The sequence below is a fragment of the Anaerovibrio lipolyticus DSM 3074 genome (assembly GCF_900141865.1).
GTDB classification, from domain to species: domain Bacteria; phylum Bacillota; class Negativicutes; order Selenomonadales; family Selenomonadaceae; genus Anaerovibrio; species Anaerovibrio lipolyticus.
Window position 1 is genome coordinate 1 of record NZ_FQYW01000027.1, and the last position, 26,675, is coordinate 26,675.

Sequence of the window (26,675 nt, forward strand, 5' to 3'; positions counted from 1 at the left end):
GTTATGGATAGGCAGAACGAAGGAAGTGAGGACTCCCCTTGTTGGGATGATCCTGTTGGACATGAGAGGTGAGCTGCCATATAGGGATGGGTATTACATCGAGGCCATTTAAAATAGTTTAGTGATGACGTTTTATTTGGTATACCCATTAACACTATATATCTGCCCTGTATGAGGTGAAGATCACTCCATAACCTTAGCTTCATTCATTATGAGGACTCAAAGAAGTATTGATTTTACTGAAGAAAACACTTGACTATATGGAGAGTGAGTTAAAGTTAAAAAAGAGTCATTTTAAGATTGGAATTTGGATATTGTATTTACAGATGTATAAGAAATGTCAGCCAAGGTGATTGATTATGATGTATAATGCAGTTTCTGAATATAGAGAAATATATAGAAAATTATTGCGTCCGTTTCTGCCAGAATGAAGGTGGGTATACACAATATAGGTGTGTGCTGATTTTCACAGGGCAGAGCGGGCGCTTTTGTATTGGAGGCGCGAGGGGTATGATGAAGACATTCAATGTAAAGACCCATTCTAGGTGTTGTGCATTTTGCAAATATTGGTATGATCCGGCAAACAGTGCCATAGCCCCAAAGAATATTGTGGGCGGATTTTGGGAATTTGATGACAAGGTATGGAATGTCTGTAAAAATTTTGGAACAAAACAGCCCGCTGGGGGCAGTTGCCCGAAGTATGAGTGCAAGGTATAGGGGGGAACGATTATGGCTAATCCATTCATTGAATATATGTGTTCGCATTGTGGCGCTAAGAAAGTAATGCCGGCGGTGCGCGGTAAACCACAGCCAGGAAGGTGCCCAAAACGTAAAAACGGAAAACCTCATGTATGGACGGTTAACAGAAGAATGTAGGGTGAGGGAGGTAATGGATTATGAGTATCGTAAAATGGGAAGGAATATGTAAATATTGTGGCAAGAGATCCGAAGTGAAAAGTATATCAGATACACAGGGGAGGCCAAACAGGGCTCCTACACCGCCATCGGGAAAATGTCCATCTAGCCCAGATGGTAAACATAAGCCACAGTGGGAAAGAGCATAAATTATATGGCCAGTAAGTTGGAATTTGTATTGTGAGTAAGCAACGGTTATGGGAGGGAGCGTTTATGGCTATTATTAAAGTGACGCAGAAAGATTTGGATTTGATTCGGGTGGAAGCAGAAGATGTTACTACTCTTGATGATAAGTACTTTTTGATGGAAAAATTGCATAAATATATAGAAGTACTGGATGCCCAGGTGGATGCTTTGGATTATGATAACAGCGTGTCAGCCAAGGAAAGGGAGAAGCTGTTGAGTTTACAGAGGTATTCTCAGGAAATACGCCAGTTCATAATGGGCAGACCTATTGGGCCAAGGAGATTTGGTTTGTTTGTGGAGTATCCTGAAGGATATGAAGGGTAAAGTTTATTTTTTACGGGGAGGTTTATAAAAATGGAAAATAACAATCCGGTTAAAATGGAAAATATGTCTACAGTAGTTGAAAATGCAGATATAGTAACGAATTATTTTGCTGATTCGGCCCAAGAGAACGAATCTTTACTTGATATATATGAAAAAAGTATAAAAGATGAGTTAAAAACTGTTATAAATCAACATTCAATATCTGGAATAGTGGCTGGAGTTTTACCAACTATGGGAATAGCTACTACGCTTAATTTGTTTGTATTATATAATCGACTTTGCAAGAAAATAGACTTGCCCATAATGAATAATTTTGACAAATTGTTGGTTCCTGTAATGAATAGCATTAAGTTTGCGTTTTATAAAAATGCAATATTGCTTGGAATTATTAAGATAGTTGTCACAGGTTTAGAGGGTACAGGTATAGGGTTACCAGTTGGTATCCTTGTAGGTGGATTTATGGGCTACAATTTTTCAAATAAAGCTGGAGCAGCCTTCGCAAATAAGATAAAGGATTTTGTTGATGATAATGGCACTTTAAAAACTATTGAGGTTCAACCTGATACTATATCTGTAGAGCAACTTGAAATATCGCAAACTAATACTGAACACCCCTTGGAAGGAAATTGGACTTGCGATTGTGGACAGGTTAATAGTGGTAATTTTTGCCAGAACTGTGGCGCAAAAAAGAAATAAAATTGTGTTTTCGTATGTATGTTAGAAAAAAGTGTGCAAAATATTGGAGGAATAAATATATGAAAGATATAAAAGCCGCAGAGAAATTATGTAGAAGAATATTCAAAGATTTTTATAAAAATAAGAGGATAAAGCACTCAGAACGAGTTGTGAAATTATGTGAAGATTATGCAAAAAAATTAAATATTAAAGGAACTGATAGGGCGGTTTTAATTAAAGCTGCATGGTTACATGATGTAGGAAGAATTATTGATAAAGAAAAACATAATGAAGTAAAAATTATAAAGAATGTTTTCAAAATATATAAATATGATGATAGTGATAAGGAGGATATCATAGAATTAATATCAAATCACAAAGGAAAATTCTGTCCTGCGAGATTAAAGTTGAGAAGTGCCATTCTGCGAATATGTGACAAAATAGACAAATTAAATGTAGAAATGAAAAATTGTGAAGATAATTTGTCAGAGATAGATAAAGAATTGGAAGGTAAAAAATCAAGAAAAGATTTTGAGAAAATTACAAAAAAAATATTAAAAAATGTGGGAAATAATTGAATAATAAAATGCAATTTACCCATTAAAAATGTGGTAAGGAAATGATTTTCCGTGAGTGAGGGCCAATAGATATCAACAAGTTCCCTAAACTAAAAAAAGAAAACAAGGGAAGTCTCATGTACGGACAATTAGTATTTTTTCTGTTATGGGGTGGTGTTCTATTATGGCAAGAAATTTAAAATTGCCGTTGGAAATGGCAGATGGTACCATGGTTCGAGCTAATATTGAAGATTTGAGGAAGCACTTTGATATGCAAAGTGTTTTGGGTCATTTTATATCTGGAAAGCTTCAGAAGTGGCTGGAAAACAACTATTATGATGAAGAGGCTGAAAAAATAAGTGCTCTGGACAAAGATGATGAGGAGCTTAATAAAAAACTGTGTGCCATACTGGGCGTTGAGTATACGGAAATAGATAAGACTGATATTGATAACCTGCAACGAATTAATGAGAAGAAGGCTATACTGCGTCAAGTAACCAGTGATACCACTGTAATTGATAATGCTGAATGGGTGGCATTTGACCAAGAGGAACTGGTAGATTTGTTAGATGAAGATGTCACTACAATCTATTTGTATGGTGATAAATTTAGTATTCCTATACGGCGTAAGGATATGACCTATATTGGTGTCAACAATCCACAAATTTCTATTAATGCCAAGGAGTATAAGGAAATAGGGGATAATGATATCAAGTTTGTCAATGTGACTTTGCCAGAGCGCCTGCAACCAATACAAGCAAAAAATAAAACGGAATATAAATCCTTGGATTTCTTCGAGTGGATTAACCAGAAATATGGGGAAAAAGAGGCCAAGGCAGAGAAGCTTTATTTGGAAAATAAGTTTGAGGAATCTATAGAAATATTTAAGAACGAAGCTAAAAGTGGTAACCTGAGGGCATATTACTTTTTGGTTGATAACAATATCAATGCCTTTGGTTCACTTTATCGCGATAAAGAGTATGAAATTGAGTGCCGAAAAGAATGCTTAAAAAGTGATGATCCTACGGTAAAAGTGCAGGGACTATATGTGTATCCCAAGGAAACTGGAGAGTTTGAAAATGAATTTAGTAAGATAAAAGATAATCTATTTAAACAGGCATTGGAAGGTGATCCGTTTGCTGCTTTTGAAGTATTATGCTTAAAATGGGACAACTATTATGAAGTACCTGAAGATATTATGGAAAAATGCAAGCATATTATTCTTTTACATAATCATTGTAAAGCTATCAATCGATTGGGTGTGTTGGCGGATGAAAATGGTAATCATGAAAAAGCTAACGAATATTATTTTATGGCTAGCAAAAAAGGATATCCTATGGGACAGTATAACTTAGCTGTAAATTATGAAAACGGACAAGGTGTTGAAAAAGATTTAGCTACGGCATTCGAATTATATAAAGCTGCCGCTGAGAAAGGAATGATAGATGCAATCTATAAAATTGGAATTTGCTATTATACAGGCTACATTGTAGGAAAGAATCATAATGAGGCCATTAAGTGGTTTAAAAGAGGTGCAGAAAAAAACATGTTTCGAGTCAAACTATGCTGGAAAATGCTACTGCTAGGGTAAATAAATCTGCTAAAATAATGCAGATAAAACGCTCTAACAATGCTCGGGATAAGTCTATGGAAAAAGAAATGCACGAAATGCATGAACTGATGAGAGAGGCTCGAGAGGAACTTGAAGAGGCACAGAGACGGTTAAATGATCCTCTTAAAAGTCCTGCTGAAAGATTTTTTGATAATCTGTTTAGGTGGTAAAAGTAAAAAGATGGTGAGGAAATGGATAATCTGGTAAACAAAATGTCTCTCTATATGGATGCGGGATTCCCAATAATATATATAGAAACTTTTGAAGAAGATAAAGTAAAGCAGATAGTACAGGAGGCTTCGGGGAATCGGGAAATACTAGAATGGAATGTTAGGGGATTATTCTATAACAAAACTGACGAAAAAAGGGAAGGCCTGTCTCTGATTGAAGCACTGAATAATTTTGCCGACAAGGATGCCATGGACAATGAAAAATTTGCCCAGCGGTTTAACCTTGAACGACGGATTTTATTGGTAAAGGATGCCTATGAGTTGTTGGATGATCCGAAAGTGGTTGCTCAGCTGAAGTTTCTGTCGGAAGAAATAGTTTCCGGTAACTTGAAAGATGCAAATATTGTTATTGTGTCTTCCCAACTAAAGGTACCCAAAAACCTAGAGCATTATATAACCACACTGCCGCTGGATATCATGGAAGTGGCGGATATAGAAGATGTTATTCGGAATTTTTGCGAAGAAGAGAATATAAGTGAGCCAATGGAAGATTTTTTAAAGGAGTTGGCCTTTGCCTTTAAGGGCTTGTCGGAGTTCGAAATAAAAAACATTCTGGCATTGGCGGTGACCAACGATGGGGTAATAGACCGGGCAGATTTGGTGCTTGTCCATGAACACAAACGACAGTTGGTACAAAAATCCGGCATTATGGAAATGGTGCAGGTAAAGGAGAAAATATCGGATATTGGCGGTTTGGAAAATCTAAAGAAATGGCTGGAGTCCAAAGCCAGGGTATTTAAACATATCGACAGGGCCAAGGAATTTGGGGTGGATGTGCCAAAAGGGGTACTTATTGCCGGATTGCCAGGATGCGGTAAGTCATTAAATGCCAAGGCGGCATCCTCCTTATTCGGTGTACCGTTGCTGCGTATGGATATGGGGCGGCTTATGGGAAAATATGTGGGGGAATCTGAGTCAAATATGCGTCGGGCAATACAACTGGTTGAGGCAATTTCACCTTGCGTATTATGGATTGATGAACTGGAAAAAGCCTTTGCCGGGATTAGTAGTGGCGGAGGTGGAAGTGAGGTCACTACCAGATTATTTGGTATCTTCTTGACCTGGATGCAGGAAAAGGAAGGCATGGCTTTTGTGGTGGCTACCGCCAATAATATTTCTCATTTGCCACCGGAACTCCTTAGAAAAGGTCGTTTTGATGAGATTTTTTATGTTGGCTTGCCAACACCTATGGAACGGGCAAAAATATTCCAAATTCATATAAAAAAACGTAAACAGCCTGTAGACAGTATTGATATTCAAATGCTGGTAAAGGAGACCGAGGGCTATAGTGGAGCGGATATTGAGGGCGTGGTTAAGGAAGCTGTTGAACAGGCATTTGTAGAACAGTTATCTAACATTAAACCTTCGCCAATTACAACTAAACATATATTGATGGCTATAAAAAATACGGCCTCATTGTCAAAGATTATGAAAGAAGAAATCGAAACAATGTCCAAGGAATATTCGGACAGACACTTTAAAAATGCTTCTTATTAACCGTGACAGAGGGTGAAACTGATGGAAAAAGAATTGAACCAGGAACAGGGAAATTTGCTTCAGGCCGTGGTAGAAAAATATGTTACTGGGGCCATGGGGGATAACGCGAACTGGCTGGCAGACACTCTGGCGGAGGATTTGCCCGAAACTGGCAGTGGTAACCAAGAGGAAATAAAAAGCATCATTGAACAAGAAATAAATTCCTTCGATGGGGAAATGTCTTCTCTGAATGAAGCACTGCAAGATGGTGATACCAAAGCTGAATGGCTGGAAGGCCGCTTGAAGGAATCCTTGTCAGAATTATCAGAAAAAGAATTTGGGAAGACGCTGTTCAAGGCAAATCAGGAAATTCATAAGCATAATGAAGAAGCTATCGTAACAATTGAAGGCGGCACGTTTAAGGAAGTGCATAATGAGGAAGCATCTGGTGAATATGACTGGACAAAAGAAGAAAGTAGGGGATTGATACGACAGCTTACAGATGAAATATCCGTTGGCTCTTTGGCTGGAGTAGTGGCTGGCGAGGGCTTTGCCATGGCAGAGGAATGTGGTGCCATAAGTGAAAATGTAGCCGGTCTGGCAGATGCTATCCGCAATGGTGATGATAAGGAGGTAAAAAAAGCTGTTTCGGCGGCCTTGGTGGTGGGAGCGCAAAAGGGGTATTTGCCAATTTTTGATAAAGAAACCCCAGTAAGCACTTTGACTGACATTGCCAGTGGAGGTGTGGAACAGGCAAAAGTAATGCTTCAGTACGCCGATGGAGATATAAGCGGTGCCCAGGCTTTGGATATGGCGGAAAATATAGCTACAGTGCAGGTGTCCAGAGGTTTTGCCAATGCCGGGGAAAAATTTGGTCGTCAAATAGGGCAGAAAATTGGCATGGCCATGGCAGCCTATGTTCCTTTCTTAGCTCCAGTAACCATAACAGTAGGAACTTATGTGGGGGCGGCTGTAGGAAAACTGGCTGGATCGACTATTGGAAGTACTATCTGCAAAGCAGCAAAACACATTAAGGAAGTGGCCAAACCAGTGCTTCAAAAGGCATGGGATACTGTTAAAAATGTTGGCCAAAAACTTTTTGAATTCTTTTTTAACTGATGAAGTGATGCAATAAAACATTACTTCATCCCGCTTGCAGGTACATCTGACGATGTTCTAATAGGTTTGTTTTATGAAGTTTAGTAGGGACTATGCCGGTTTTAATGATATTTGATCTATATTAAATTCTTTTAAAAGCAACTGAATATTTACCCACCGGGTAAACAAAAACACATTCCATTGATGCTAAAATGAGACTAATCAAAAAGAGTTAGCTGTATTATCTGCTAACATGTAGGTATGGTTTGGTATCATTTTATGCAGACATTTAAAGAGGGAGTGTGACAAACATGAAGAAGAAAGTAATTGCGTTGATAACGATCATTTCAATTCTTAGTATTGTTGCAGTGGCTTACGCTGCCAGACCTACTCTTTATCAATGCGACAAATGCGGTATGCAGGTTACCACAACCACCAACGGGGGACCAAGTTCACTGGGCTGCGGTGGAAAGTTTAGTGAGCGGCATGTATGGAAAATTCTGAAAGTATATTGATACAACGTAATAGAACCCTATGAGAAATCCCGTCTGCTGGTTGCTTTTGAACCGTCAGACGGGAAAAGTCGTCTTTATAGTAAATGATAAGAGAAGTCTTCTTCATGATGGATGGTAGGGGACCTGGATTTATAATATGTAGTTTGAAGGGGTGTAATCAACATGGCAAAGCTAATGAAAGACCAAATAAGGGAATTAGATAATAAATCAGCAGAAGAATGCCTTAGTCTTGCTGGGCAATTAGATGATGACAAAGATAAATTTGAATGTTATCGTCGCTCCGCCGAATTGGGGAATCCCCAGGGGCAGTATAAAACAGGATTTTATTATTGGAATGGTTTTGGCGTGGAAGCAGACAGGACTAAAGCTATCGAATGGTATATTAAAGCTGCCCAGCAGGAGTACAGGGAAGCATTATATGTCCTGTCACATGCAATAAATTATTCTGACTTACAAGATGATACAGTTGAGTCTTTGGCCAAGTCAGATAATTTAAAAGCGCAAATTGTGCTTGCTGACAGGCAATATAATGATGGTAATTACACGGAATCATTTTTATTGGTTTGAATAGGCTGCACAGCATAAAAAATGTAACGCGTATCTTACTGGTGAGGTGAAGATAAAATGAAGAAGCATGATAAATGTGCCGGAAATCTTAAGGCTGTTCTTTTGTTGGCCCGTTCCTATGAGTCTGGCAAAGGAGTTGAGCAGGATAAGACGAAAGCCATGGACTTGTATCGCCAGGTAGCAGAGAAGGTTACGATTGGACCATCCTTTATGATTGGTGGGGCGATGATAGGGGGCGGACTTTGGGACGGAATTATAATGGATGTTTTGTCGCAAACGAATGAAAATGACGTATATGATATGATACAACGGGGTTATGCTTACGAACATGGGAAATTCGGTGTGGAGCAGGATAAAAATGAAGCCTTGAAATGGTATCAAAAGGCTGCAGAGGCTGGAGGCACCTATGCCATGTTTGTTCTTGGAAATGAGTATGCAAGTGGAGAGAATCAAGACAAGGAAAAAGCTTTAATTTGGTATCGGAAGGCTGCTGAAGAAGGTTTGGCATTTGCAGAAAAGAAGCCTAAACAATGGGAGTCCTATCAACTGGCCTATGAAATGACGAAAGATTAGTTTTGACTAATACAAAAATCCCGCCTGATGGTGGCATTACGCTACCTGTCAGACGGGATAAGTTTTTTGCAGTAAAGTATTAAATTTCCTTGGCCAGCTCCTGAATCTGTTCTATGGGGAGGCCGGTGTATACTCAATCATTTTCATGAGTTTTCCGAAAAAGTGCGAAAATTTCTTTGGCGGGTTTAGTATTGCCATTATTGGTATCATCTACTCCCTTTTAGAAAAAGGATTTGAGTTCTTCTGGCGACATAAGATCGGTATTTACGGAGTTGGGGCCTTTAAGCAGAGCAATTTCTGATCTGTTCATTTGAAGCACCTCACAGTAATAATATGTGCATTCAAATTGTAATGTATCTGTGATTAACAATCAATTAATAGTTATATTAAGTAAATATATTGGAGAAAACTATAATATTATAAGGCAAAACATAAAAAATTATTTAAAAATTTAGAGAAAATCTAAAAATAGTAGAAAAATTACAATAAATATGATAATATAAAGAAAAGATAATAATTTGATACTTGATAGATATATTATTGTATTATGATAACTAATATGTTATCATAACTATGAAAGGCCAATTAAATGCATAAGATAGTTTTTTATGTAGATAAAAAGGAAAATCTCAATTATTAGATTACTTGAAATGAGTTGGAACAAATCAATAGTAAGGACAGATTATTTGCTGGTTGGGTAGATGGTGCTTTTGTGTTACTGCATAGTTTCATAAAGAAAACCAAGAAAACACCAAAGCAAGAAATAGAGCAGGCTAAAAGAGAACTATTGGACTTCAAGGAACGGGAGGGAAATGCATGAATTATACAAAGGGTGGTTTCCCTATATGGGATGAAGAATTTGATAAGGAGCATTTTACTCCGGAGGAGATAGCAGAGAGTGATTTAAGAGCTGAACTCATCACAGCCATGATTAAAGCCAGGCAAGAAAAAGGACTTAGTCAAAGAGATTTGGAAGCTATAAGCGGGGTCAAGCAGCCACAGATAGCACGCATTGAGCGTGGGGATACGAATCCGCAATTAGATACGATGCTTAAGGTGCTTGCGGCTATGGGAAAGACCCTTGCTATTGTGCCATTGCCTTCAAAAATTATAATTGAATAAGTAATATCGATGTACAAATACAAAAATGCCAGGGAGCATAGCAACAGCTAACTTCCTGGCATTTTAGATCGCGTCACATTATTAATAGTTGTCAGTTTACCGAACCTGTCCTACCAATACCTGGATTTCTTCTTCAGTGAGGCTGGTGTACTTGATAATTTTTTCAATAGGCTCCTCAGCCTTCAGCATACGCATGGCAGTACGACGATTTGCGGCATTTTCACCCTTGATAATGCCCTTGGAGAGGCCATCATTGTAGGATTCCATAAGTTTAAGTTCAAGACTCATATACATCACGCTTTCCGTAAGTTATCTTTTGTAAAATTATACCATTTTTGGATATACATAAAAAGCTAAATTTTTATATATGTGAATATCATTTTAATGATATCACTGATGGTATAAAAAGTCAACTAAATGGGAGAAGAAGCTATCTATGATATTGTTTTCTATATGGAATTCTCTTTGTTGGCATGGTGTTTTATTTATAGTATAATATTCTAGTGTAATTTTACACAAAGTTAATATGAGCGATAGTTGGATTGGATTTTAGGAGGATGCTAAATGAAAACTGATGTTGAGATTGCCCAGGAAGCTAAAATGCAGCCTATAGCCCAGGTGGCCAAGTCCCTGAACATTGCTGAAGATGATTTGGAGATGTATGGCAAATATAAGGCTAAGATTTCTCTGGATGCCTGGAACAAGGTAAAGACCAATGAGGATGGCAAGCTGATTTTGGTTACCGCAATTAATCCTACTCCTGCCGGAGAAGGAAAGACTACCACCAGTGTTGGTTTGGCAGATGCCTTTCATAAGATGGGGAAGAACATTGCTGTTGCTCTTCGTGAGCCTTCCCTTGGTCCATGCTTTGGTTTAAAGGGTGGTGCTGCAGGCGGGGGTTATGCCCAGGTGGTGCCTATGGAGGATATTAACCTTCATTTCACCGGCGATTTCCACGCTATTACCACAGCCCACAATTTGCTGGCGGCGGTTATTGACAATCATATCCAGCAGGGGAATGCCTTGGATATTGATGTTCGCCGTGTCGCTTGGAAGCGTGTACTGGACCTGAATGACCGTGCTCTCCGTCATGTGGTAATCGGCATGGGAGGCAAGGCCCATGGCGTTCCTCGTGAGACTGGCTTTGATATTACTGTGGCCTCTGAAATGATGGCTATTTTGTGTCTGGCCACTGACTTGGAGGACATGAAGAAGCGCCTTGGTCAAATCGTGGTGGCATATACACGTGATGGCCGTGCTGTTCGGGCTGATGAGCTGAATGTAACTGGTGCATTGACATTGCTCTTTAAGGATGCCATTAAGCCTAATTTGGTACAGACTCTTGAGGGGACACCAGCTCTTATTCACGGCGGTCCTTTCGCCAATATTGCCCATGGCTGTAACTCCGTCATGGCAACTAAATTCGCTCTTAAATACGCAGATATCGTGGTTACTGAGGCAGGCTTCGGTGCTGACCTTGGTGCTGAGAAATTCCTGGATATAAAATGCCGCTTTGCTGGTCTGAAGCCTTCTGCAGTGGTTATTGTAGCTACTGTCCGTGCTTTAAAGATGCATGGCGGTCTGCCTAAGACAGAGCTGGGCAAGGTTGATATGTCCGCTTTGGAAAAGGGTCTTGAAAACCTTATTAAGCATATTGAAACCGTTAAGGCCTTTGGCCTTCCTGCTGTGGTGGCTATTAATGCTTTCCCTACGGATACCAAGGAGGAGCTGGACTTCGTTGAGAAGAAATGCAATGAGCTTGGTGCTGAGGTAGCCCTTTCCGAGGTTTGGGCCAAGGGTGGCGAAGGCGGTATTGCCCTCGCTGAAAAGGTGTTGGCAGCTACTGAAAAGCCTAATAATTTCAACTTCACCTATGAGGTGGAGCAGTCCATTCCAGAGAAAATTGAGGCCATCGTTAAGCGCGTTTACGGCGGCGATGGTGTTGTATTCACTGGCCCTGCCATGAAGCAGCTAAAGGAAATTGAGGAGCTTGGGCTGGATAAGATGCCTGTATGTATGGCCAAGACCCAGTATTCTCTGTCTGATGACCCAACCAAGCTGGGCCGTCCTAAGAATTTTAAGATTACCGTCAAGGAGCTTCGTATTTCTGCGGGAGCAGGCTTTATCGTGGCACTTACAGGAGATATTCTCACCATGCCGGGACTTCCTAAAAAGCCGGCGGCTGAGAATATGGATATAGATGTAAATGGTAAAATTACTGGTTTGTTCTAAAGTTTTAAGCGAAAAGAAGTGAAAAAAATGGGGAGAATTTCCGTTGAACTCATTCCCCGCAGCGAAGACGGACTGCGGGAGGATTTGCAGATAGTTAAGAAGAATGCTCCAGGGGTGGAGCTGATCAATATTCCTGACCTGCTGAGATTTGATATGAGAAGCTGGCAGGGGGCGGCTATTGCTCAGGAGTATTTTCCTGCTGTAATGCCGCATATAAGAGCCATTGATGTGGACTTGTCACAGCCGCTTTCCATGCGTCCGGAGCTTCGTCAGAGTGGTATTACTGAGGTGTTGGTCATTGAAGGTGATCCGCCTCAGGACATGAGCCATAAATTTTATCCTACTGTTACCACCGATGTTATTTCCAAGTTCCATCAGGAGATGCCGGAGGTGAAGGTTTATGCTGGTATTGACCAGTATCGTGGAAGCATGCGTCAGGAGCTTTATCGCATTCAGCGCAAGCTGCAGGCGGGAGCTGTTGGCTTCTTTACCCAGCCTTTCTTTGATATCCGTTTTATGGAAATGTATGCGGATATGCTGGATGGACAGAATGTGTACTGGGGGGTGTCCCCTGTTATGTCCGAGCGGTCCCAGAGCTATTGGGAGCTTAAGAATAATGTAATTTTCCCTAAAGGATTCCAGCCTACTTTGGAATGGAGCATTGAGTTTTCCAAGAAAGCATTGAAGTTTGCTGAGGAAAGGGATGCAAATCTTTATCTCATGCCTATTAAGAGTAATCTGGAAGCTTATCTCCAGGGTGTTTTAGGTTAAGTGTATTAAGGAGAGTAGACAATGTTTAAGATTATGTACAAAAAGGAGCTGTCTCCTGGTATTTTCCACATGGATATTGAGGCTCCAAGAGTGGCTAAAAAGGCAAAGGCCGGCCAGTTTATCGTATTGCGTGTAGATGAGAAGGGGGAGCGTATTCCTCTTACCATTGCTGATTTTGATGTGGAAAAGGGTACTATTACCTTGATTTTCCAGGTTCTTGGTGCTTCCACCATGCAGCTTAGTGCCCTCAATGAGGGGGATTCCATTGTGGACTTCGCTGGTCCTTTGGGACAGCCTTCTGAAATTAATGGTAATATGGGAACCGTTGTGTGCATTGGTGGCGGTATTGGCGTTGCTCCTGTTTACCCTATTGCCCGTGCTATGCATGAGGCTGGCAACAAGGTTATTTCCATTATGGGTGCCAAGACCAAGGATATTTTGATTTTTGAGGATAAGATGAGAGCTATTTCCGATGAGGTTATTATTGCTACTGATGATGGCTCTTATGGTGTGAAGGGCTTTGTTACTACTGCACTTCAGCAGCTGGTGGACCGTGGGGAGAAGATTGACCAGGTTACTGCCATTGGCCCTGGCATTATGATGAAGAGCGTCTGCGATGCTACCCGTCCGCTGGGAATTAAGACTATCGTTTCCTTGAACCCTGTAATGGTTGATGGTACCGGTATGTGCGGTGGCTGTCGTGTGCAGGTGGGCGACGAGATGAAGTTCGCTTGTGTTGATGGCCCTGAGTTTGATGGTCATCTGGTAGATTTCAATAATCTCATGTCCCGTGGCCGTATGTTCCGTGAACAGGAAGCAAAGGCCAAGGAGCATGTTTGCAATATCGGTCTTGGGAGGTAATTGGTCATGGCTCTTGTATTGGAAAAGCATAAAATGCCTGAGCAGGACCCACAGGTTCGTGCTCATAATTTTCAGGAGGTAGCTTTGGGCTATGATGAGGAAACTGCCGTGGCTGAGGCCAACCGTTGTCTCGGCTGCAAGAATCCCCAGTGCCGTCCTGGCTGTCCTGTAGGTATTGATATTCCTGCATTTATCGGCAAAATCAAGGAAAGAGATTTTGACAGTGCTATCAGCATTATCAAGGAGTCAAGCTCCCTGCCAGCAGTTTGTGGCCGTGTATGCCCACAGGAAAATCAGTGCGAGAAGAACTGTGTCCTTACTCATAAGGGGGAATCCGTGGCTATTGGCCGCCTGGAACGTTTTGTGGCTGATTACCAGCTGGACAAGAACGAAGAAGTTAAGCCTATTGAGTTTGCTCCTGATGCTCAGAAGGTTGCCATCATCGGTGCTGGTCCTTCCGGCCTGACTTGTGCTGGTGATTTGGCTCGCAAGGGCTACAAGGTTACTATTTTTGAAGCACTTCATGTGGCTGGTGGTGTACTGTCCTATGGAATTCCGGAGTTCCGTCTCCCTAAGGATAAAATTGTTAAGCGTGAGATTGATAATCTTCAGAAGATGGGCGTTACCATTGAGGTTAATTCCATTGCCGGGCGTCTCTTTACTGTAGATGAACTGATGGATGAGATGGGCTTTGATGCTGTATTCGTTGGTACTGGTGCTGGCCTTCCTCATTTTATGAATATTCCGGGTGAAAGCCTCAATGGAGTATATTCCTCCAATGAGTTCCTTACCCGTTGCAATCTCATGAAGGCTTATGATTTCCCAAATCATGCAACTCCAATTGCCATGGGTAAGAAGGTGGCTGTAGTAGGTGGCGGTAATGTCGCCATGGATGCTGCCCGTACATCTCTGCGTTTGGGTGCTGATAAGGTTTATATTGTATATCGCCGCAGTGAGGCTGAACTTCCAGCTCGTGCTGAGGAGGTTCATCACGCTAAGGAGGAGGGTATTGACTTTAAGCTCCTCAATAATCCTGTGGAAATTATTGGTGATGAAAATGGTTGGGTGAAGTCCCTGGAGTGCATCCGCATGGAGCTGGGTGAGCCTGATGCTTCTGGCCGTCGTCGTCCGGTGGCCATTGAAGGCTCTGAGTTTGAACTGGATGTGGACACCGTAATCATGGCTATCGGTAATGGCCCTAACCCAATTGTGGCCTCTACTACCCCAGGTATGGATACCAACAAGCGTGGCAATATTATTGCTGACGAGGAAACTGGTGCCACTACCAAGGAAGGTGTATTTGCCGGTGGTGATATTGTTACAGGTGCAGCAACTGTTATTTTAGCAATGGGTGCCGGCAAGAAGGCTGCTGCAGCCATTGATGAGTACCTCAAAAGCAAGAAATAAAGTAAGTGTGTAGGTTCAGTGGGTTGGTGCTGTTATTGCATCAGCCCACTTCTGTGTAAGTATAAGGTTTGAAGTTTTAAAATGATTTTAGTTTCATCGTGTCTATTAGGAAATAAAGTTAAGTATAGTGGGGGCTCTAATGACAATGAGCTTCTGATGCGTTATAGCCACTATTTGACGGCTATCTGTCCCGAATCTGCAGGTAATTTGCCTATACCACGGCCACCAGCTGAGCTTCAGAATGGTGATGGACGTGATGTGCTGAAGGGAACAGCAAAGGTAGTCAATAAAGATGGGAAAGATGTGACAGCACATTTTATCCAGGGGGCCAAAAATATTCTGGATATTGTGAAAAAGCACAGAGTTCAGGTGGCTATTTTAAAGGCGAACAGCCCCTCTTGTGGCAAGGATGTTATTTATGATGGCAGCTTTAGTGGCAACAAAATTGATGGAGAAGGTGTTACGGCTGCGTTATTAAAACAGAATGGAGTAAAGGTCTATTCTGAAAAGGATCTTGATGAAAATACATTACAGCGAATAATTGCAATGTACTGGGAGGCATAAATGATGAGTAAAAAGGCAGAAATTTTTCAGGAGTATTTAACTAGTCATAATTTAACCATGTTCACCCGCCAGGATATGAACGATCAGCTGAAGACATCAGTATTTCGCTCTGCCTTCAGTGTGGAAGGCCAGAACATTCCGTTTATTATTGTGGTGGATGAAAGTGCATTTTCTGTAATGCAGGTTCAGATTGCCAGCAGTGTAGTGAATGACACAAATAAAGCCAAGGTTTATGAGGCGATTAACAACTGGAATATTACGCTGAAGCCTTTTAAATATGTTGTAGATACCGATGGCAGCCTGATTCTTACATGCTGCATGATGAATCCTGACGGTAAGATGGATGGGGATCAGGCCAATGCCATGATGAATATTATTCTGAATTATCTTACTAAGGAATATAAAAATATCTTGTCTGCCGTAAAATAATATAGTGAGAGCTGCATAGGAGAGAGCCATGAATATTGTTATCGCTATTGACTCATTAAAGGGAAGCTTGACTTCCTTGGAAGCTGGTAAGGCTATTGAGACCGGTATTAAGAAGGTGTATTCTGAGGCAGTAACAAAGGTTTTGCCGCTGGCTGATGGCGGTGAGGGCACAGTGGAGGCATTGACCCTTGGCATGGGGGGAAAGCTGCAGAGTATAGAGGTTACTGGTCCTCTGGGAAATAAGATACTGGCTCAGTATGGTATTTTATCTGACGGGAAAACAGCCATTGTAGAAATGGCTGCTGCTGCAGGTATTACTTTGGTGCCCGATAACAAGCGCAATCCTCTTTATACCACCACCTATGGTGTTGGCGAGATTTTGCTGGATGCAATGCACAAGGGCTGCCGTCATTTCATAATCGGTATTGGAGGCAGTGCCACCAATGACGGTGGCGTTGGTATGCTTCAAGCCCTTGGCTATGATATGCTGGATGCAGATGGCAATCCAGTTCCTTTTGGAGCAGCGGGATTAAAGGTCCTTTGCCGTATTGATGACAGCAGGGTAACACCAGAGTTGAAGGAATGTTCATTCCGTATAGCCTGTGATGTAACCAATCCTCTTTGCGGTGAGAAGGGCTGCAGTGCAATTTATGGCCTACAGAAGGGCGCCAGTCCTGAGGATATAGCTTTAATGGACAAGTGGATGGGAGATTATGCCCGTATATCCAAGGAAAAATATTCTCATGCCGATGCCAATGCTCCCGGAGCTGGGGCGGCCGGTGGAATGGGCTTTGCTTTTCTCACATTTACAAATGCCACCCTGGAATCCGGTATAGAGATTGTTTTGGCAGAAACCAAGCTGGAAGACCATATATCCAAGGCGGATTTGGTCATTACCGGTGAGGGGCGTCTTGACGGCCAGACTGTAATGGGAAAGGCTCCTGTGGGTGCGGCCCGAATTGCCAAAAAATACAATAAGCCGGTTATTGCCTTTGCAGGCTGTGTAACCCCAGAGGCCACTGCTTGTAACGAACACGGTATAGATGCATTTTTCCCTATTTTGCGTGGAGTTGTATCTCTTTCCGAGGCCATGGAGCCGAAAAATGCAAGGCAGAATATGATTGACACAGTGGAACAGGCCATGCGGCTTTTGAAAGTAAAAATATAATAGGCCATATTCGCCATCCTTGACAAAAAAGCCTAAAGATTGATATACTTAGTAAAGTTTGCGGGCGTGGTGGAATTGGCAGACTTAGGAAGCTAGGGGGCGTAAACCGTTGGGACACAAGGGCTACAGCGTTTTTAGCTTGACATCAATTTGGGGCGGTTTTGAATTTTGATGTCAAATCCTAATGTTTTATAGGTTTATTGCTGTAGCGACCTTAATAATATAATTTTTTTGTCAAGGGTTCATACTTGGCAATAAAAAAAGCTGTATTTTTTGTAATCATAACCGACTTGATTTTTAGTTTACGACGTAATAAAATATTCATTTTAAAACACCAATTAGCGGGCATATACGCCCGCTTTTTTTATTTGTCATTAATCAACAATCATTATTTCTAAAGGAATTAGTACCCAAACCAACAAACAAAAAAATCAAAAAAATACCAATACCCCTATAACGCCGTATAAGCCCACCAGACGATTTTAGGCTTTACGAATATAAATATATACCCATACCCAAAAGAACCTCATACAGGGCAAATGGTGAAGCCGATTCGATGATTTATTAAAAACAGTGTTGACAGTTTACTAAGGGGAGGGGGGGAGAAAGCCTTTTTATATTTTTTATAGAAAACACTTGACATTAAAAAGCAAAAAATATATAATATATAACTTGATTTTTTTGGCGAAATGTGATAGTATTAAGACAACAAAAAGAAATAAAGGAAAAAGGGATAATATATTTATTTATTGGTGGCTAATGTTTCAAACTACCTTTAAATGAATATTTAATGTCAAGTAAAAACTACAAAAATCAAGGAGGGTTTATTTTATGAACTTTTACGAACAAATCAAAAATATTTATTTTAAACTCGATAATCTAATTTATTCTCAAGAAAACTATATAGACATATCATCTATATATAGCGATTTAACCGACTTGTTTTCATACCCTTCATTATCCACTAGGGAGGCTGAGATTGTAAGCGATTTACTGACAATGACCAATCAAGGCAGTATACACAACTTAATTGCTTATATGTCGGACGTGCTTGACACGTACCAAGACCAAGACCAAGACGACGGCGACTCGTGGGGATATGTGGATAACAAAAAAGACGGATGGGGAGATAATTACGAGATGGCATAATAAAGAGCTGGGGGAGAAATCCCCCACTTTTTTTTGTTTGCGGAAAAATTCAAGATTTTTTTACAGATTAAAACCTAAATAAATATAGTACATAAAAGAGCGAATAAAAACCCAAATTTATTGTATGTACTAATTAAGAAGGTGATTACTACATGAATAAAACAGAGCAATTTTTTAACATGCTGAATAAAAACCCTAACGAGAATATCTATCAATTAAATAACGAATTTAAACAGCTTAATACAAGCATACAAAAAGCCGTGGAAAATCCACAGCAAAACATTTATTATGCTGTCAATGATTTCCCGATTGTCAATAACGGCTATATATTGCGACAAGCTGACAAAGTAAGGCGGTTTAATGCTTGCTATGTTGATATAGACTTGAAAAACGACCAAGGCGAACACTTGCAGGATAAAGACCTACAAAAGAATAAGCAGAATATATATAACAAGCTTATAGGCTTGAGTTGCCCGCCGTCTGCAATAGTCGAAAGTAAAAACGGTTATCATACTTATTGGATAATAACCAAGGCAGACCGCCAAGACTGTATTCCTATGAGGTGGAGGCGTTTGGAACAATGTATATACAACTACATATATAATAATATCTCAAATGGTGCAGACAGCAAGGCGACCGACGCCACAAGGATTTTAAGATGTCCTAATTCATACCATGTTAAGGCTGATAATACAAGCCCTTTTCTTGTGCAAGTCAAGTATTTATCCCGTCCATATACATTATTAGAACTGGAAGAACATTTCCCCGCCATTCATAACAACGAGCCACAAGAAAAGAAGACAACCAAACAGGACAAGCCGCAGGAAGTAAGGGCGTTAGAACCTGCATGTAGTGACATATACACGGCGATAAATGAACTTGACTCAGATTACTTCGATTATATTACACCAATTAATGCAGAATTAGGATGGCAGGACGCAGAAAAAACGCTAAAAAGCCAAGATATAAGGACGTTTTTGGGGTTGAATGTCAATTTAAAACAGTCCTTTTCTAGTGTATTACGCAAGGATGATAATCCCTCCTGTACAATCTATTGTAATCAAGGCGTGTACTTATATTGTGATTTTGGCTTGAATTATACAGCCGATATTATACGCTTGGTGTCAACGGTGGCAGGTGTTAAGTATTCTAAGGCTGTCAAGTGGCTTTGTTCTGTCTATGGGATTGAACTTTTAGACACGTTCAAGAATGGGCGTACTGATATAGAACCGCTGATTAATGAGAATATAACCACCATAACCAAGACAGCCAAGGAAGCGGAGGCAAGGGGTATATTTTTTATAAGCTCTGTTATTGAGCTTTACAAGGTTATTATGGAGATATGGAAAAAGCAGGTCACAGAAAAAGGATTCCAAAATCCGTCAGACTGTAATATATTATTAGGCTCTCAATATCTAGCTGATAAGACAGGAAAAGACCGTAAGACAATTAGAAGACAGTTATTAATATTACAGGCTATTGGAGCATTAAAACGAATTGCGAGCAAGTCTAATATATCCAAATATGGAAATAAAACCAATACTTATATTGTGCAGGAATTAGACGCCAATACAATACTGCAGAAGGCTCGGGACTTATTGGAATTTTGTCCTTCTCCATTGTCCAAGCTAACAGAAAAGCAATTCAATTTATTTTCTTATTCTGATTATTGGGGTAGTAATTTAGACATTTAATATTATAGGGTGTTCTGTTTTAGTACACCCTTTTCTTTTATCATTTATTAGTTAATAGTTATTAGCTTAAATTCCCCATATATCATATAATAATATATATCATTATTATTTTTTTTCTTTTCTTATTCTATATCTATTACTATTTATTCTATATGTATATCTATATCTATATATCTATATATTAATTAATAAGAATAGATAAGTATAAAGGTAATAAGGATAGGAGCACCCGCCGACAAAGGGCGGGGCGACGATTCACAGACATACTACTACTAATAATAATTACTAATACCTGAGTAACTACTAAAAACCACCACCACCAAAAACAAAAAAGCCCGCAAGCCTTGATTTTATTAGACTCGTGGGGGTAGCTTTCCCAACATATTGGGAAAAATGGAAAATGGAACAACAACAAAAAAACAGGGTAATGAAATGAGGTAAATGAGGTAAAAAAATAAAAAGGGTAAATAGGGTAAATGAGGTAAACAGGGTAATCAAATGAGGTAATAAACAGGGTAAACAGGGTAATAAAATGAGGTAATTAATTTATATATTTTGTGAGAAGTAAATACAATAATAATATATAAATTAATTTGAGGTGATTTAAAATGTTAAAAATCAAATGTCTAAACAATAATCAAGTCTACAAGTCAGCAGGAGAAGCAGGACAAGCCCTGCACCTTGATAGAAGTAATATAACCAAGGTGTGTAAAGGCAAATTAAAAGCGGTAAAAGGTTATAGATTTGAATATATAAATGAGGTAAATGAGGTAAATGAAAATAGGGTAAATGAGGTAAATGAAAATGAGGTAAATGAAAATGAGGTAAATGAGGTAAAACAAAATGAGGTAAATGAGGTAAAACAAAATGAGGTAAATGAAAATGAGGTAAATCAAAATGAGGTAAATGAAAATAGGGTAAATCAAAATGAGGTAAATGAAAATAGGGTAAATGAGGTAAATGTAAATGAGGTAAAAACTAAAATTACATTAACACCCGACCACCTCAAAAAATTCCGAAATGTCTTGACACAGCCAACCCTTGATTTATTGACTTATACCAATATGGAATTAATCGAGTCATTGGCTAATGATATTATGAATTATAGGGAACGTGTTAAAAATGAATTGCGAAAATTGGCAGGAGCTAAGAACAACGATAATCAACCACAACCACAACAGCAGGACGAAACGGGATGGGACGAGTATGAGCGTGAATTGGAGGCAAATAAAAACAATCCTGTTATGGTGGAGAAGCCACAGGAAAAGCCACAGCCACAGCCAAAACCAAAAAATCCATACTTGCAGGACGAGGATGACGACGATTGGAGCACTTCATTTGACGACGACACTGAAGAAGACGTCATTAAATGGCAGAACGAGCACAAAGAGCAATTTACTGAAGAAGAATTGAAAAAGTTTAAAGAAGAACGAGAACAGAAGAAAAAAGAAGAAGAAGAAAAACGCAGGAAGCAAGAAGAATGGGACGCCCTTACAGAAGAAGAAAAAGCACGCAGAAAAGAAGAAGAACGGCAATTCTTTATGGATTGGTTTAATAATTCATTGGATAGAAGCAAAGAGCAACAGAAAAAAATTGATGCGGAATTTAAAACAGAAATGGCAAAAAACAAACCTGTTATTATTGAGGAAGTAAAACAAGAACAAGAACAACCCAAAAAAATATATAAAACCATAAACCCCGATAGCTTATCTGAAGAAGAAAAAGAATATAGAAAAAAAGCGGGCGTTCCATTAGATATTGATTTGTCAAACGCCGACGACGGATGGGATGACTACGAGATTGATGATTCTGTAATAGTTATGAGATAAACCAAACAACCGTTTTACTAGGTGGCAAGTCCACCTAGTTTTTTTATTGTCAAATTTTTCGCCCACAAATTTATTAGCGTTATTTAATTCAAAATCAAAAAGTCAAAAATAGAACAAAACATCGCCGCCACTGTAAGGGGTCCAAACGTCGCTGGTGAGGTTTTAGGGCTTATTAATATATTTATATGTAAATTTTGCTTGCGTCGATTTCGTTATTTTCCCAGTAAAATTAGTAATTTTACTTTATAAATAAAATATAAAACAATATAATACTTATTTATTTACGTTTTATTTGGTTTTAAACAAAATAATTTATTAGCTAAAAATCATAAACCACTCAACCCGCATAAATAAAGGGCTGGAAGGATTATGTGTTTATTATGGGGGATTGTGGAGAATGAAGAAAAAAATATAAAAAAATCGTCGAATCTGTTATAAATTTTGAACGTTATAAATATACTATATATAGATAAGGAACACGGAGCAAAAAAACACCTTCTTAAATTTTTTTGTTCGTATGTAATCACTTTTTTAAAATCCTTCTTTTCTATTAAAAATTATTATTAATTGGATTCTATAGCCTTTTTTAAATCCGTGTTCCTTTTATATATGACCGCCGTTTTTTTGGCGGTCTTTTTTTGTGTGTGAATTTTTTTTCTACTCGCACAAGAACAAATATTTGTTAATAATAATTCTATTTAATTATTGTAAAAATCAAAAAAAATACAAAAGGTGGTAGAGAACAATGATTTACACAATTGATAATAATTATCAAATACTAATTGATAAAGAAGACCTAGAGAAAATAAAAAAATATCGGTGGCGGGTAGACCAAGCCACAGGGTACATATATAGTGATTTTTTAAGCAAAAAAATATACCTGCACAGATATATTATGGATGTTCACCAAGATACAAGCGGGAAAGTAATAGACCACCGAAACCGCAACAAAAGGGACAACAGGCGGGCGAACTTGCGAATATGCACACACGCCCAAAATTTACGGAACTTGTCTATATTAAGTAATTCAAGTACAGGCTTCAGAAATATATACCGCAAGGGTAAAAAATTCTGCTTAATGAGCAATTACAATGGACATGTAACATATTTCGGGACTTATTCAACTGTATTAGAAGCCTTGCAAGCTAAAATCCAATTATGGCGGGATTTATGGGGGCTAGATATACAAACGGACGTACTACAGGCAACGATGGAAAAATTTGATATTGAAAAGGATATACAAGAATACATTATTGAAGGACTTGGAGAGGTGGCGTAAATGATAATAACAATAATCATGATTATATTGGCGTTTGAATGTGGAATGATTTGGGGTGAATTGATAAGTGGCAAAAACAAGCGGAATAGCTACAAGCGGTAACAGCAGACGGAATGGAGCAGGAAAACAGGAATTAGTAAGTAATAATTGTTATCAGTATGTATATGATTATGATATGGTAATTCGATTAATACATAATAAAGCCTTGATTATCAGTAATAGGGACAACGGTAGTTATAATTCATGTGAATTACTGATAGACCTAGAAAACATTGAGCGGGAATATCTGACAGCGGAGCAAAGACGGATTATAAAATATAAATATGAATATATGTATACTAATCAAGAGGTAGCAGAGATTATGGGATGTGAGCGAAAAAAGATAGCTAGAGAATTAGCCAATATAGAGAATACACTGCAGGAGGCGTTGCCTAATGATATTTAATCCGTATCAGCAAGTCAAGAACTATCAAGAATATACGGAAACCGAAATAATAGACATGTTGGAACGTGAAAAAAATCCATTCTTATATGATTATCTGATAGACAGACTATATTTTTATAACGTTAAAAAAAGAAATACCAAAAAAGAAGAATATAATATATTGTCAGCCCGAACGATGTACAAGCGGGAACACAACGAAAAGGAATTAAATTTAAATTATTTTTCTAATTATGGGATATAAAGTATAAAAATAAGGCATTATATTATGAAAGATAAAATATTTAAAGGCAGGTGAATAAATCACCTGTTTTTTATTTTGTGGTGAGGTGGTTTGGATGCTTATAGCTTGTGGTAGGTGTGGAAAAATCCACGAGCGTGGCAAGTGTGCGGAAAAACCAATATCAATGTACAAAAAAAAGACCACCAAGCAAGTAATGATAAGACACAGCACGAGATGGGCGAGGGTGAGAGAACAAGCGTTAGAAAGAGATTGTTATTTATGTAGGCTTTGCCTTGCAGACGGATATATAAATCATAATTCACTTGAAGTACATCACATAATCAAAATTGAGGAAAACCAAGACTTGGCGTATGAACTTGGAAACCTGCTGACCTTATGCAGTAGCCACCATAAGGAAGTAGAAGACGACAAGGGCAAGCGGGATTATCTCAGAGAATTGGCAAGCACAAAGCCAACATTGTGATTATATATCCCCCCGAGGGTTGGAAAATATTTATTAGCTAATAATTATTTGCCCTGAACGTGCTATCACAAACACAAATATTTCCCCATAAAAAACAAGAACTTTGATACTAAATCTATAAAAAAAGAGGTGACAGGATGCCAAAAAGAGCAAAACCAACTGCAATAAATTCTAAACATCTAACCAAGGCGGAAAAGGAAGTAAGAGAACAAGCGGAAAATATAATAACGGCAGACCTGCCACAAGAACCGCCTCCCGATTTATCGGACGAGCGGAAAAACATATACAGGTTTATATATAATGCCTTGAATGATAGCGGATTAATTAAGGGGTTGGACATTGAAACTGTACTACAAGCTTGCATAACCATTGATAGACTACATGAGATTGACCGCTTAATTGATACTGAAGGAATAAATAAAAACCTGTTAAGTCTTAAAGATACACTGTTTAAACAGTATTTGAAAATTGCTGACCTTCTCTGCATGTCACCTTCAGCAAGGGCAAAATTGGGAACATTAACAACGAATAAGCAGGAACAAGACCCGCTAATAAGTCTATTAGAGGACATGGACGGCGGTAGTAATGACTAACAACCACGCCATTATATACGCCGAACAAGTCACAAAAAAGCAAATCCCCGCCCCGAAATATGTTGTTAAACAGTGTAAGGAATTTTTGAACATAGCCAAGGGAAAAAATAAAAAATATGTATTAGACGAAAAGAAAATTGAATTTATAGAAAAAGTGCTTAATATACTTATCATGCCTAAAGGGCTTAGAGCGGGGCAACCATTAAGCAAATGTTTGGCGGGTTTTCAATGGCTACTCATTATTGCAGTACTCGCAACGGTTCACAAAGACAACCCCAAAAAGCGACGTTATGAAACAGCCGTTCTTGAAATTGCGAGAAAAGAAGGAAAAACGCTATTAGTTGGCGTTATATTTATTCTGCTTTTTCTTCTTGAACCGAAATTCTCAAAATTTTATTCAGTGGCACCCGATGGAGCTTTGAGCCGTGAGGTTAAAGACGCTATAGAAAATATCATCAAGTCAAGCCCCGCCCTTAATGGCTTATACAATAACAAGCAAAAGTTTAAAATATTAAGGGATTCGATTAAATTTTCTATAAAAGAAAGCGAATACAAACCACTTGCCTATAGTAATAACAGGCTAGATGGTAAACTACCGAATGTTTTTCTTGCCGACGAGGTTGGAGCGTTGCCGAATAATTCAGCTATTGAAAGTATGAGAAGTGGACAGCTAACAATTTTGAATAAGCTTGGTTTTATCATAAGTACAAAATACCCAAGCACCTCAAACCCAATGGAGGATGAGGTGGAATACGCAAAAAAAATACTTGATGGCTCTATAAAAAATGATAGCGTATTCGCCTTACTTTATGAACCAGACAGCAAAAAAACGTGGGCAACAAACGACACAATCATAAAGCACGCAAACCCTTTAGCGTTGGAAATCCCTGCTATTATGCAGGACTTAAAACAGAAAAGACAGCAAGCTATTGAACAGCCAAGCAGGCGGGAAAATTTCTTGTGTAAGCATCTCAATATCATACACCAAAGCACGGCAGAAAGCTATGTATCTATAGACGATTTAAAAAAATGTCAAGTATCTTCTATAAATTGGCAAGGTCGGGAGGTATTCGTTGGGCTTGATTTAAGCATGTCGGGCGATAATACCGCCGTTACCTTCTTGTCATTCGATGAGTACGGGGATTTACTGATTATGCCAATGTGCTTTATACCAGCAGGTAGAATTGAAGAAAAAAGCAAATTTGAAAAAGTGGATTATAAACAATTCATTGAAGCGGGGCAAGTAATAGCTTGCGGGGATTCGGTTATAAATTACGGCGACATTGAACAATATATCTTATCAATAGAAAATCAATACAACGTAAAAATAAATAGTATTGGCTATGACCGCTATAATGCTATTTCTACCGCCAATAAATTACAAAGTGAAGGGCTTGAGTGCGTGGAGATTAAACAGCATAGTAGCGTATTACACGCCCCGATTAAATTACTTAGTGAATTAATTTCCAATCATAAAGTCAAGTTTGTTTGTAATGATTTATATATTGAAAATTTTTTAAACGCCCGTTGTGTCTACGATACCAACATGAACAAATATCTAAATAAGAAAAAATCAGCGGGAAAAATAGACATGGTGATGGCAACGGTTAATGCTCTTTACTTAGCCCAGCAAGCGGAACTAGAACGCCAACAAGCGGGCTGGAGCGTACAAATATAACATTATTTTGTAGGGAGGTGAT

The 26,675-nt window shown here is 39.0% G+C and carries 30 protein-coding genes; 29 read left to right on the forward strand and 1 reads right to left on the reverse strand.

Going from position 1 to position 26,675, the window contains the following annotated elements; translation table 11 throughout:
* Window positions 1-510 precede the first annotated feature (510 nt).
* The 13 genes from B6K08_RS12430 (at window position 511) to B6K08_RS12485 (ending at window position 9,850) form a co-directional block, all read left to right on the forward strand.
* Entirely contained in the window at window positions 511-717 is a 207-nt protein-coding gene (locus B6K08_RS12430; protein WP_051533432.1) for a hypothetical protein, read from the forward strand.
* A 411-nt stretch (window positions 718-1,128) separates the two neighbouring features.
* The gene (locus tag B6K08_RS12435; protein WP_039208946.1) at window positions 1,129-1,425 is read left to right on the forward strand and encodes a hypothetical protein; all 297 of its coding nucleotides are present in this window, start codon (window positions 1,129-1,131) and stop codon (window positions 1,423-1,425) included.
* Window positions 1,426-1,455: 30 nt separating this feature from the next.
* On the forward strand, window positions 1,456-2,121 hold the full coding sequence (locus B6K08_RS12440) for a hypothetical protein (RefSeq protein ID WP_039208942.1): 666 nt from the start codon (window positions 1,456-1,458) through the stop codon (window positions 2,119-2,121).
* Window positions 2,122-2,180: 59 nt separating this feature from the next.
* The gene (locus B6K08_RS12445) at window positions 2,181-2,678 is read left to right on the forward strand and encodes an HD domain-containing protein (protein ID WP_159446786.1); all 498 of its coding nucleotides are present in this window, start codon (window positions 2,181-2,183) and stop codon (window positions 2,676-2,678) included.
* Window positions 2,679-2,841: 163 nt separating this feature from the next.
* On the forward strand, window positions 2,842-4,248 hold the full coding sequence (locus B6K08_RS12450) for a tetratricopeptide repeat protein (RefSeq protein ID WP_159446787.1): 1,407 nt from the start codon (window positions 2,842-2,844) through the stop codon (window positions 4,246-4,248).
* On the forward strand, window positions 4,221-4,439 hold the full coding sequence (locus tag B6K08_RS13640) for a hypothetical protein (RefSeq protein ID WP_143254929.1): 219 nt from the start codon (window positions 4,221-4,223) through the stop codon (window positions 4,437-4,439). Before B6K08_RS12450 ends, B6K08_RS13640 begins: the two co-directional genes overlap by 28 nt.
* Window positions 4,440-4,460: 21 nt before the next feature.
* Window positions 4,461-5,996: an AAA family ATPase gene (locus B6K08_RS12455; protein ID WP_039208932.1), complete on the forward strand. Its 1,536-nt coding sequence runs from the start codon at window positions 4,461-4,463 to the stop codon at window positions 5,994-5,996.
* 21 nt (window positions 5,997-6,017) lie between these two features.
* Entirely contained in the window at window positions 6,018-7,094 is a 1,077-nt protein-coding gene (locus tag B6K08_RS12460) for a hypothetical protein (RefSeq protein WP_039208930.1), read from the forward strand.
* Between the two features lie 290 nt (window positions 7,095-7,384).
* Window positions 7,385-7,588: a hypothetical protein gene (locus tag B6K08_RS12465; protein ID WP_039208927.1), complete on the forward strand. Its 204-nt coding sequence runs from the start codon at window positions 7,385-7,387 to the stop codon at window positions 7,586-7,588.
* Window positions 7,589-7,750: 162 nt separating this feature from the next.
* Window positions 7,751-8,155 carry a tetratricopeptide repeat protein gene (locus tag B6K08_RS12470; RefSeq protein WP_039208923.1) on the forward strand — a complete coding sequence of 135 codons (405 nt, stop codon included), beginning with the start codon at window positions 7,751-7,753 and terminating at the stop codon, window positions 8,153-8,155.
* 57 nt (window positions 8,156-8,212) lie between these two features.
* The gene (locus B6K08_RS12475; protein WP_039208919.1) at window positions 8,213-8,728 is read left to right on the forward strand and encodes a tetratricopeptide repeat protein; all 516 of its coding nucleotides are present in this window, start codon (window positions 8,213-8,215) and stop codon (window positions 8,726-8,728) included.
* A gap of 655 nt (window positions 8,729-9,383) precedes the next feature.
* Window positions 9,384-9,548 carry a type II toxin-antitoxin system RelE/ParE family toxin gene (locus B6K08_RS12480; RefSeq protein ID WP_080326265.1) on the forward strand — a complete coding sequence of 55 codons (165 nt, stop codon included), beginning with the start codon at window positions 9,384-9,386 and terminating at the stop codon, window positions 9,546-9,548.
* Window positions 9,545-9,850, forward strand: a complete 306-nt coding sequence (locus B6K08_RS12485) for a helix-turn-helix domain-containing protein (protein WP_039208915.1) — start codon at window positions 9,545-9,547, stop codon at window positions 9,848-9,850. Before B6K08_RS12480 ends, B6K08_RS12485 begins: the two co-directional genes overlap by 4 nt.
* A gap of 96 nt (window positions 9,851-9,946) precedes the next feature.
* Here B6K08_RS12485 and B6K08_RS12490 read toward each other — a convergent pair whose 3' ends face one another.
* Window positions 9,947-10,138, reverse strand: coding sequence for a hypothetical protein (locus B6K08_RS12490; RefSeq protein WP_039208912.1), 192 nt, complete (start codon window positions 10,136-10,138; stop codon window positions 9,947-9,949).
* Between the two features lie 276 nt (window positions 10,139-10,414).
* On the opposite strand from B6K08_RS12490, the gene B6K08_RS12495 reads away from it, so the two are divergent.
* From B6K08_RS12495 to B6K08_RS12580, 16 genes are all read left to right on the forward strand, one after another.
* Window positions 10,415-12,082, forward strand: a complete 1,668-nt coding sequence (locus tag B6K08_RS12495; RefSeq protein WP_080326267.1) for a formate--tetrahydrofolate ligase — start codon at window positions 10,415-10,417, stop codon at window positions 12,080-12,082.
* A 27-nt stretch (window positions 12,083-12,109) separates the two neighbouring features.
* Entirely contained in the window at window positions 12,110-12,853 is a 744-nt protein-coding gene (locus B6K08_RS12500; RefSeq protein ID WP_080326268.1) for a methylenetetrahydrofolate reductase, read from the forward strand.
* A 21-nt stretch (window positions 12,854-12,874) separates the two neighbouring features.
* Window positions 12,875-13,714: a sulfide/dihydroorotate dehydrogenase-like FAD/NAD-binding protein gene (locus B6K08_RS12505; RefSeq protein ID WP_080326269.1), complete on the forward strand. Its 840-nt coding sequence runs from the start codon at window positions 12,875-12,877 to the stop codon at window positions 13,712-13,714.
* A gap of 6 nt (window positions 13,715-13,720) precedes the next feature.
* Window positions 13,721-15,121 carry an NADPH-dependent glutamate synthase gene (gltA, locus tag B6K08_RS12510; RefSeq protein ID WP_080326270.1) on the forward strand — a complete coding sequence of 467 codons (1,401 nt, stop codon included), beginning with the start codon at window positions 13,721-13,723 and terminating at the stop codon, window positions 15,119-15,121.
* Window positions 15,122-15,202: 81 nt separating this feature from the next.
* Entirely contained in the window at window positions 15,203-15,685 is a 483-nt protein-coding gene (locus B6K08_RS12515; protein ID WP_080326271.1) for a 2-thiouracil desulfurase family protein, read from the forward strand.
* Window positions 15,686-16,114, forward strand: coding sequence for a YbjN domain-containing protein (locus tag B6K08_RS12520; RefSeq protein ID WP_039210218.1), 429 nt, complete (start codon window positions 15,686-15,688; stop codon window positions 16,112-16,114).
* A gap of 28 nt (window positions 16,115-16,142) precedes the next feature.
* Window positions 16,143-17,282 carry a glycerate kinase family protein gene (locus tag B6K08_RS12525; protein WP_039210224.1) on the forward strand — a complete coding sequence of 380 codons (1,140 nt, stop codon included), beginning with the start codon at window positions 16,143-16,145 and terminating at the stop codon, window positions 17,280-17,282.
* An 831-nt stretch (window positions 17,283-18,113) separates the two neighbouring features.
* The gene (locus tag B6K08_RS12530; protein ID WP_080326272.1) at window positions 18,114-18,431 is read left to right on the forward strand and encodes a hypothetical protein; all 318 of its coding nucleotides are present in this window, start codon (window positions 18,114-18,116) and stop codon (window positions 18,429-18,431) included.
* Window positions 18,432-18,583: 152 nt separating this feature from the next.
* The gene (locus B6K08_RS12535) at window positions 18,584-20,125 is read left to right on the forward strand and encodes a hypothetical protein (RefSeq protein WP_080326273.1); all 1,542 of its coding nucleotides are present in this window, start codon (window positions 18,584-18,586) and stop codon (window positions 20,123-20,125) included.
* 608 nt (window positions 20,126-20,733) lie between these two features.
* Entirely contained in the window at window positions 20,734-21,954 is a 1,221-nt protein-coding gene (locus B6K08_RS13885; RefSeq protein WP_159446788.1) for a hypothetical protein, read from the forward strand.
* Between the two features lie 745 nt (window positions 21,955-22,699).
* Window positions 22,700-23,233, forward strand: coding sequence for an HNH endonuclease (locus B6K08_RS12555; RefSeq protein WP_080326276.1), 534 nt, complete (start codon window positions 22,700-22,702; stop codon window positions 23,231-23,233).
* A 67-nt stretch (window positions 23,234-23,300) separates the two neighbouring features.
* Window positions 23,301-23,678, forward strand: a complete 378-nt coding sequence (locus B6K08_RS12560; protein WP_080326277.1) for an ECF-type sigma factor family protein — start codon at window positions 23,301-23,303, stop codon at window positions 23,676-23,678.
* On the forward strand, window positions 23,668-23,919 hold the full coding sequence (locus B6K08_RS12565; RefSeq protein ID WP_080326278.1) for a hypothetical protein: 252 nt from the start codon (window positions 23,668-23,670) through the stop codon (window positions 23,917-23,919). The genes B6K08_RS12560 and B6K08_RS12565 overlap by 11 nt, the downstream gene beginning before the upstream one ends.
* 94 nt (window positions 23,920-24,013) lie before the next feature.
* Window positions 24,014-24,382, forward strand: a complete 369-nt coding sequence (locus B6K08_RS12570) for an HNH endonuclease (RefSeq protein WP_080326279.1) — start codon at window positions 24,014-24,016, stop codon at window positions 24,380-24,382.
* 137 nt (window positions 24,383-24,519) lie between these two features.
* Window positions 24,520-24,975, forward strand: coding sequence for a P27 family phage terminase small subunit (locus B6K08_RS12575; protein ID WP_080326280.1), 456 nt, complete (start codon window positions 24,520-24,522; stop codon window positions 24,973-24,975).
* Entirely contained in the window at window positions 24,968-26,653 is a 1,686-nt protein-coding gene (locus tag B6K08_RS12580) for a terminase large subunit (RefSeq protein WP_080326281.1), read from the forward strand. The genes B6K08_RS12575 and B6K08_RS12580 overlap by 8 nt, the downstream gene beginning before the upstream one ends.
* The last annotated feature ends 22 nt before the right edge of the window (window positions 26,654-26,675 follow it).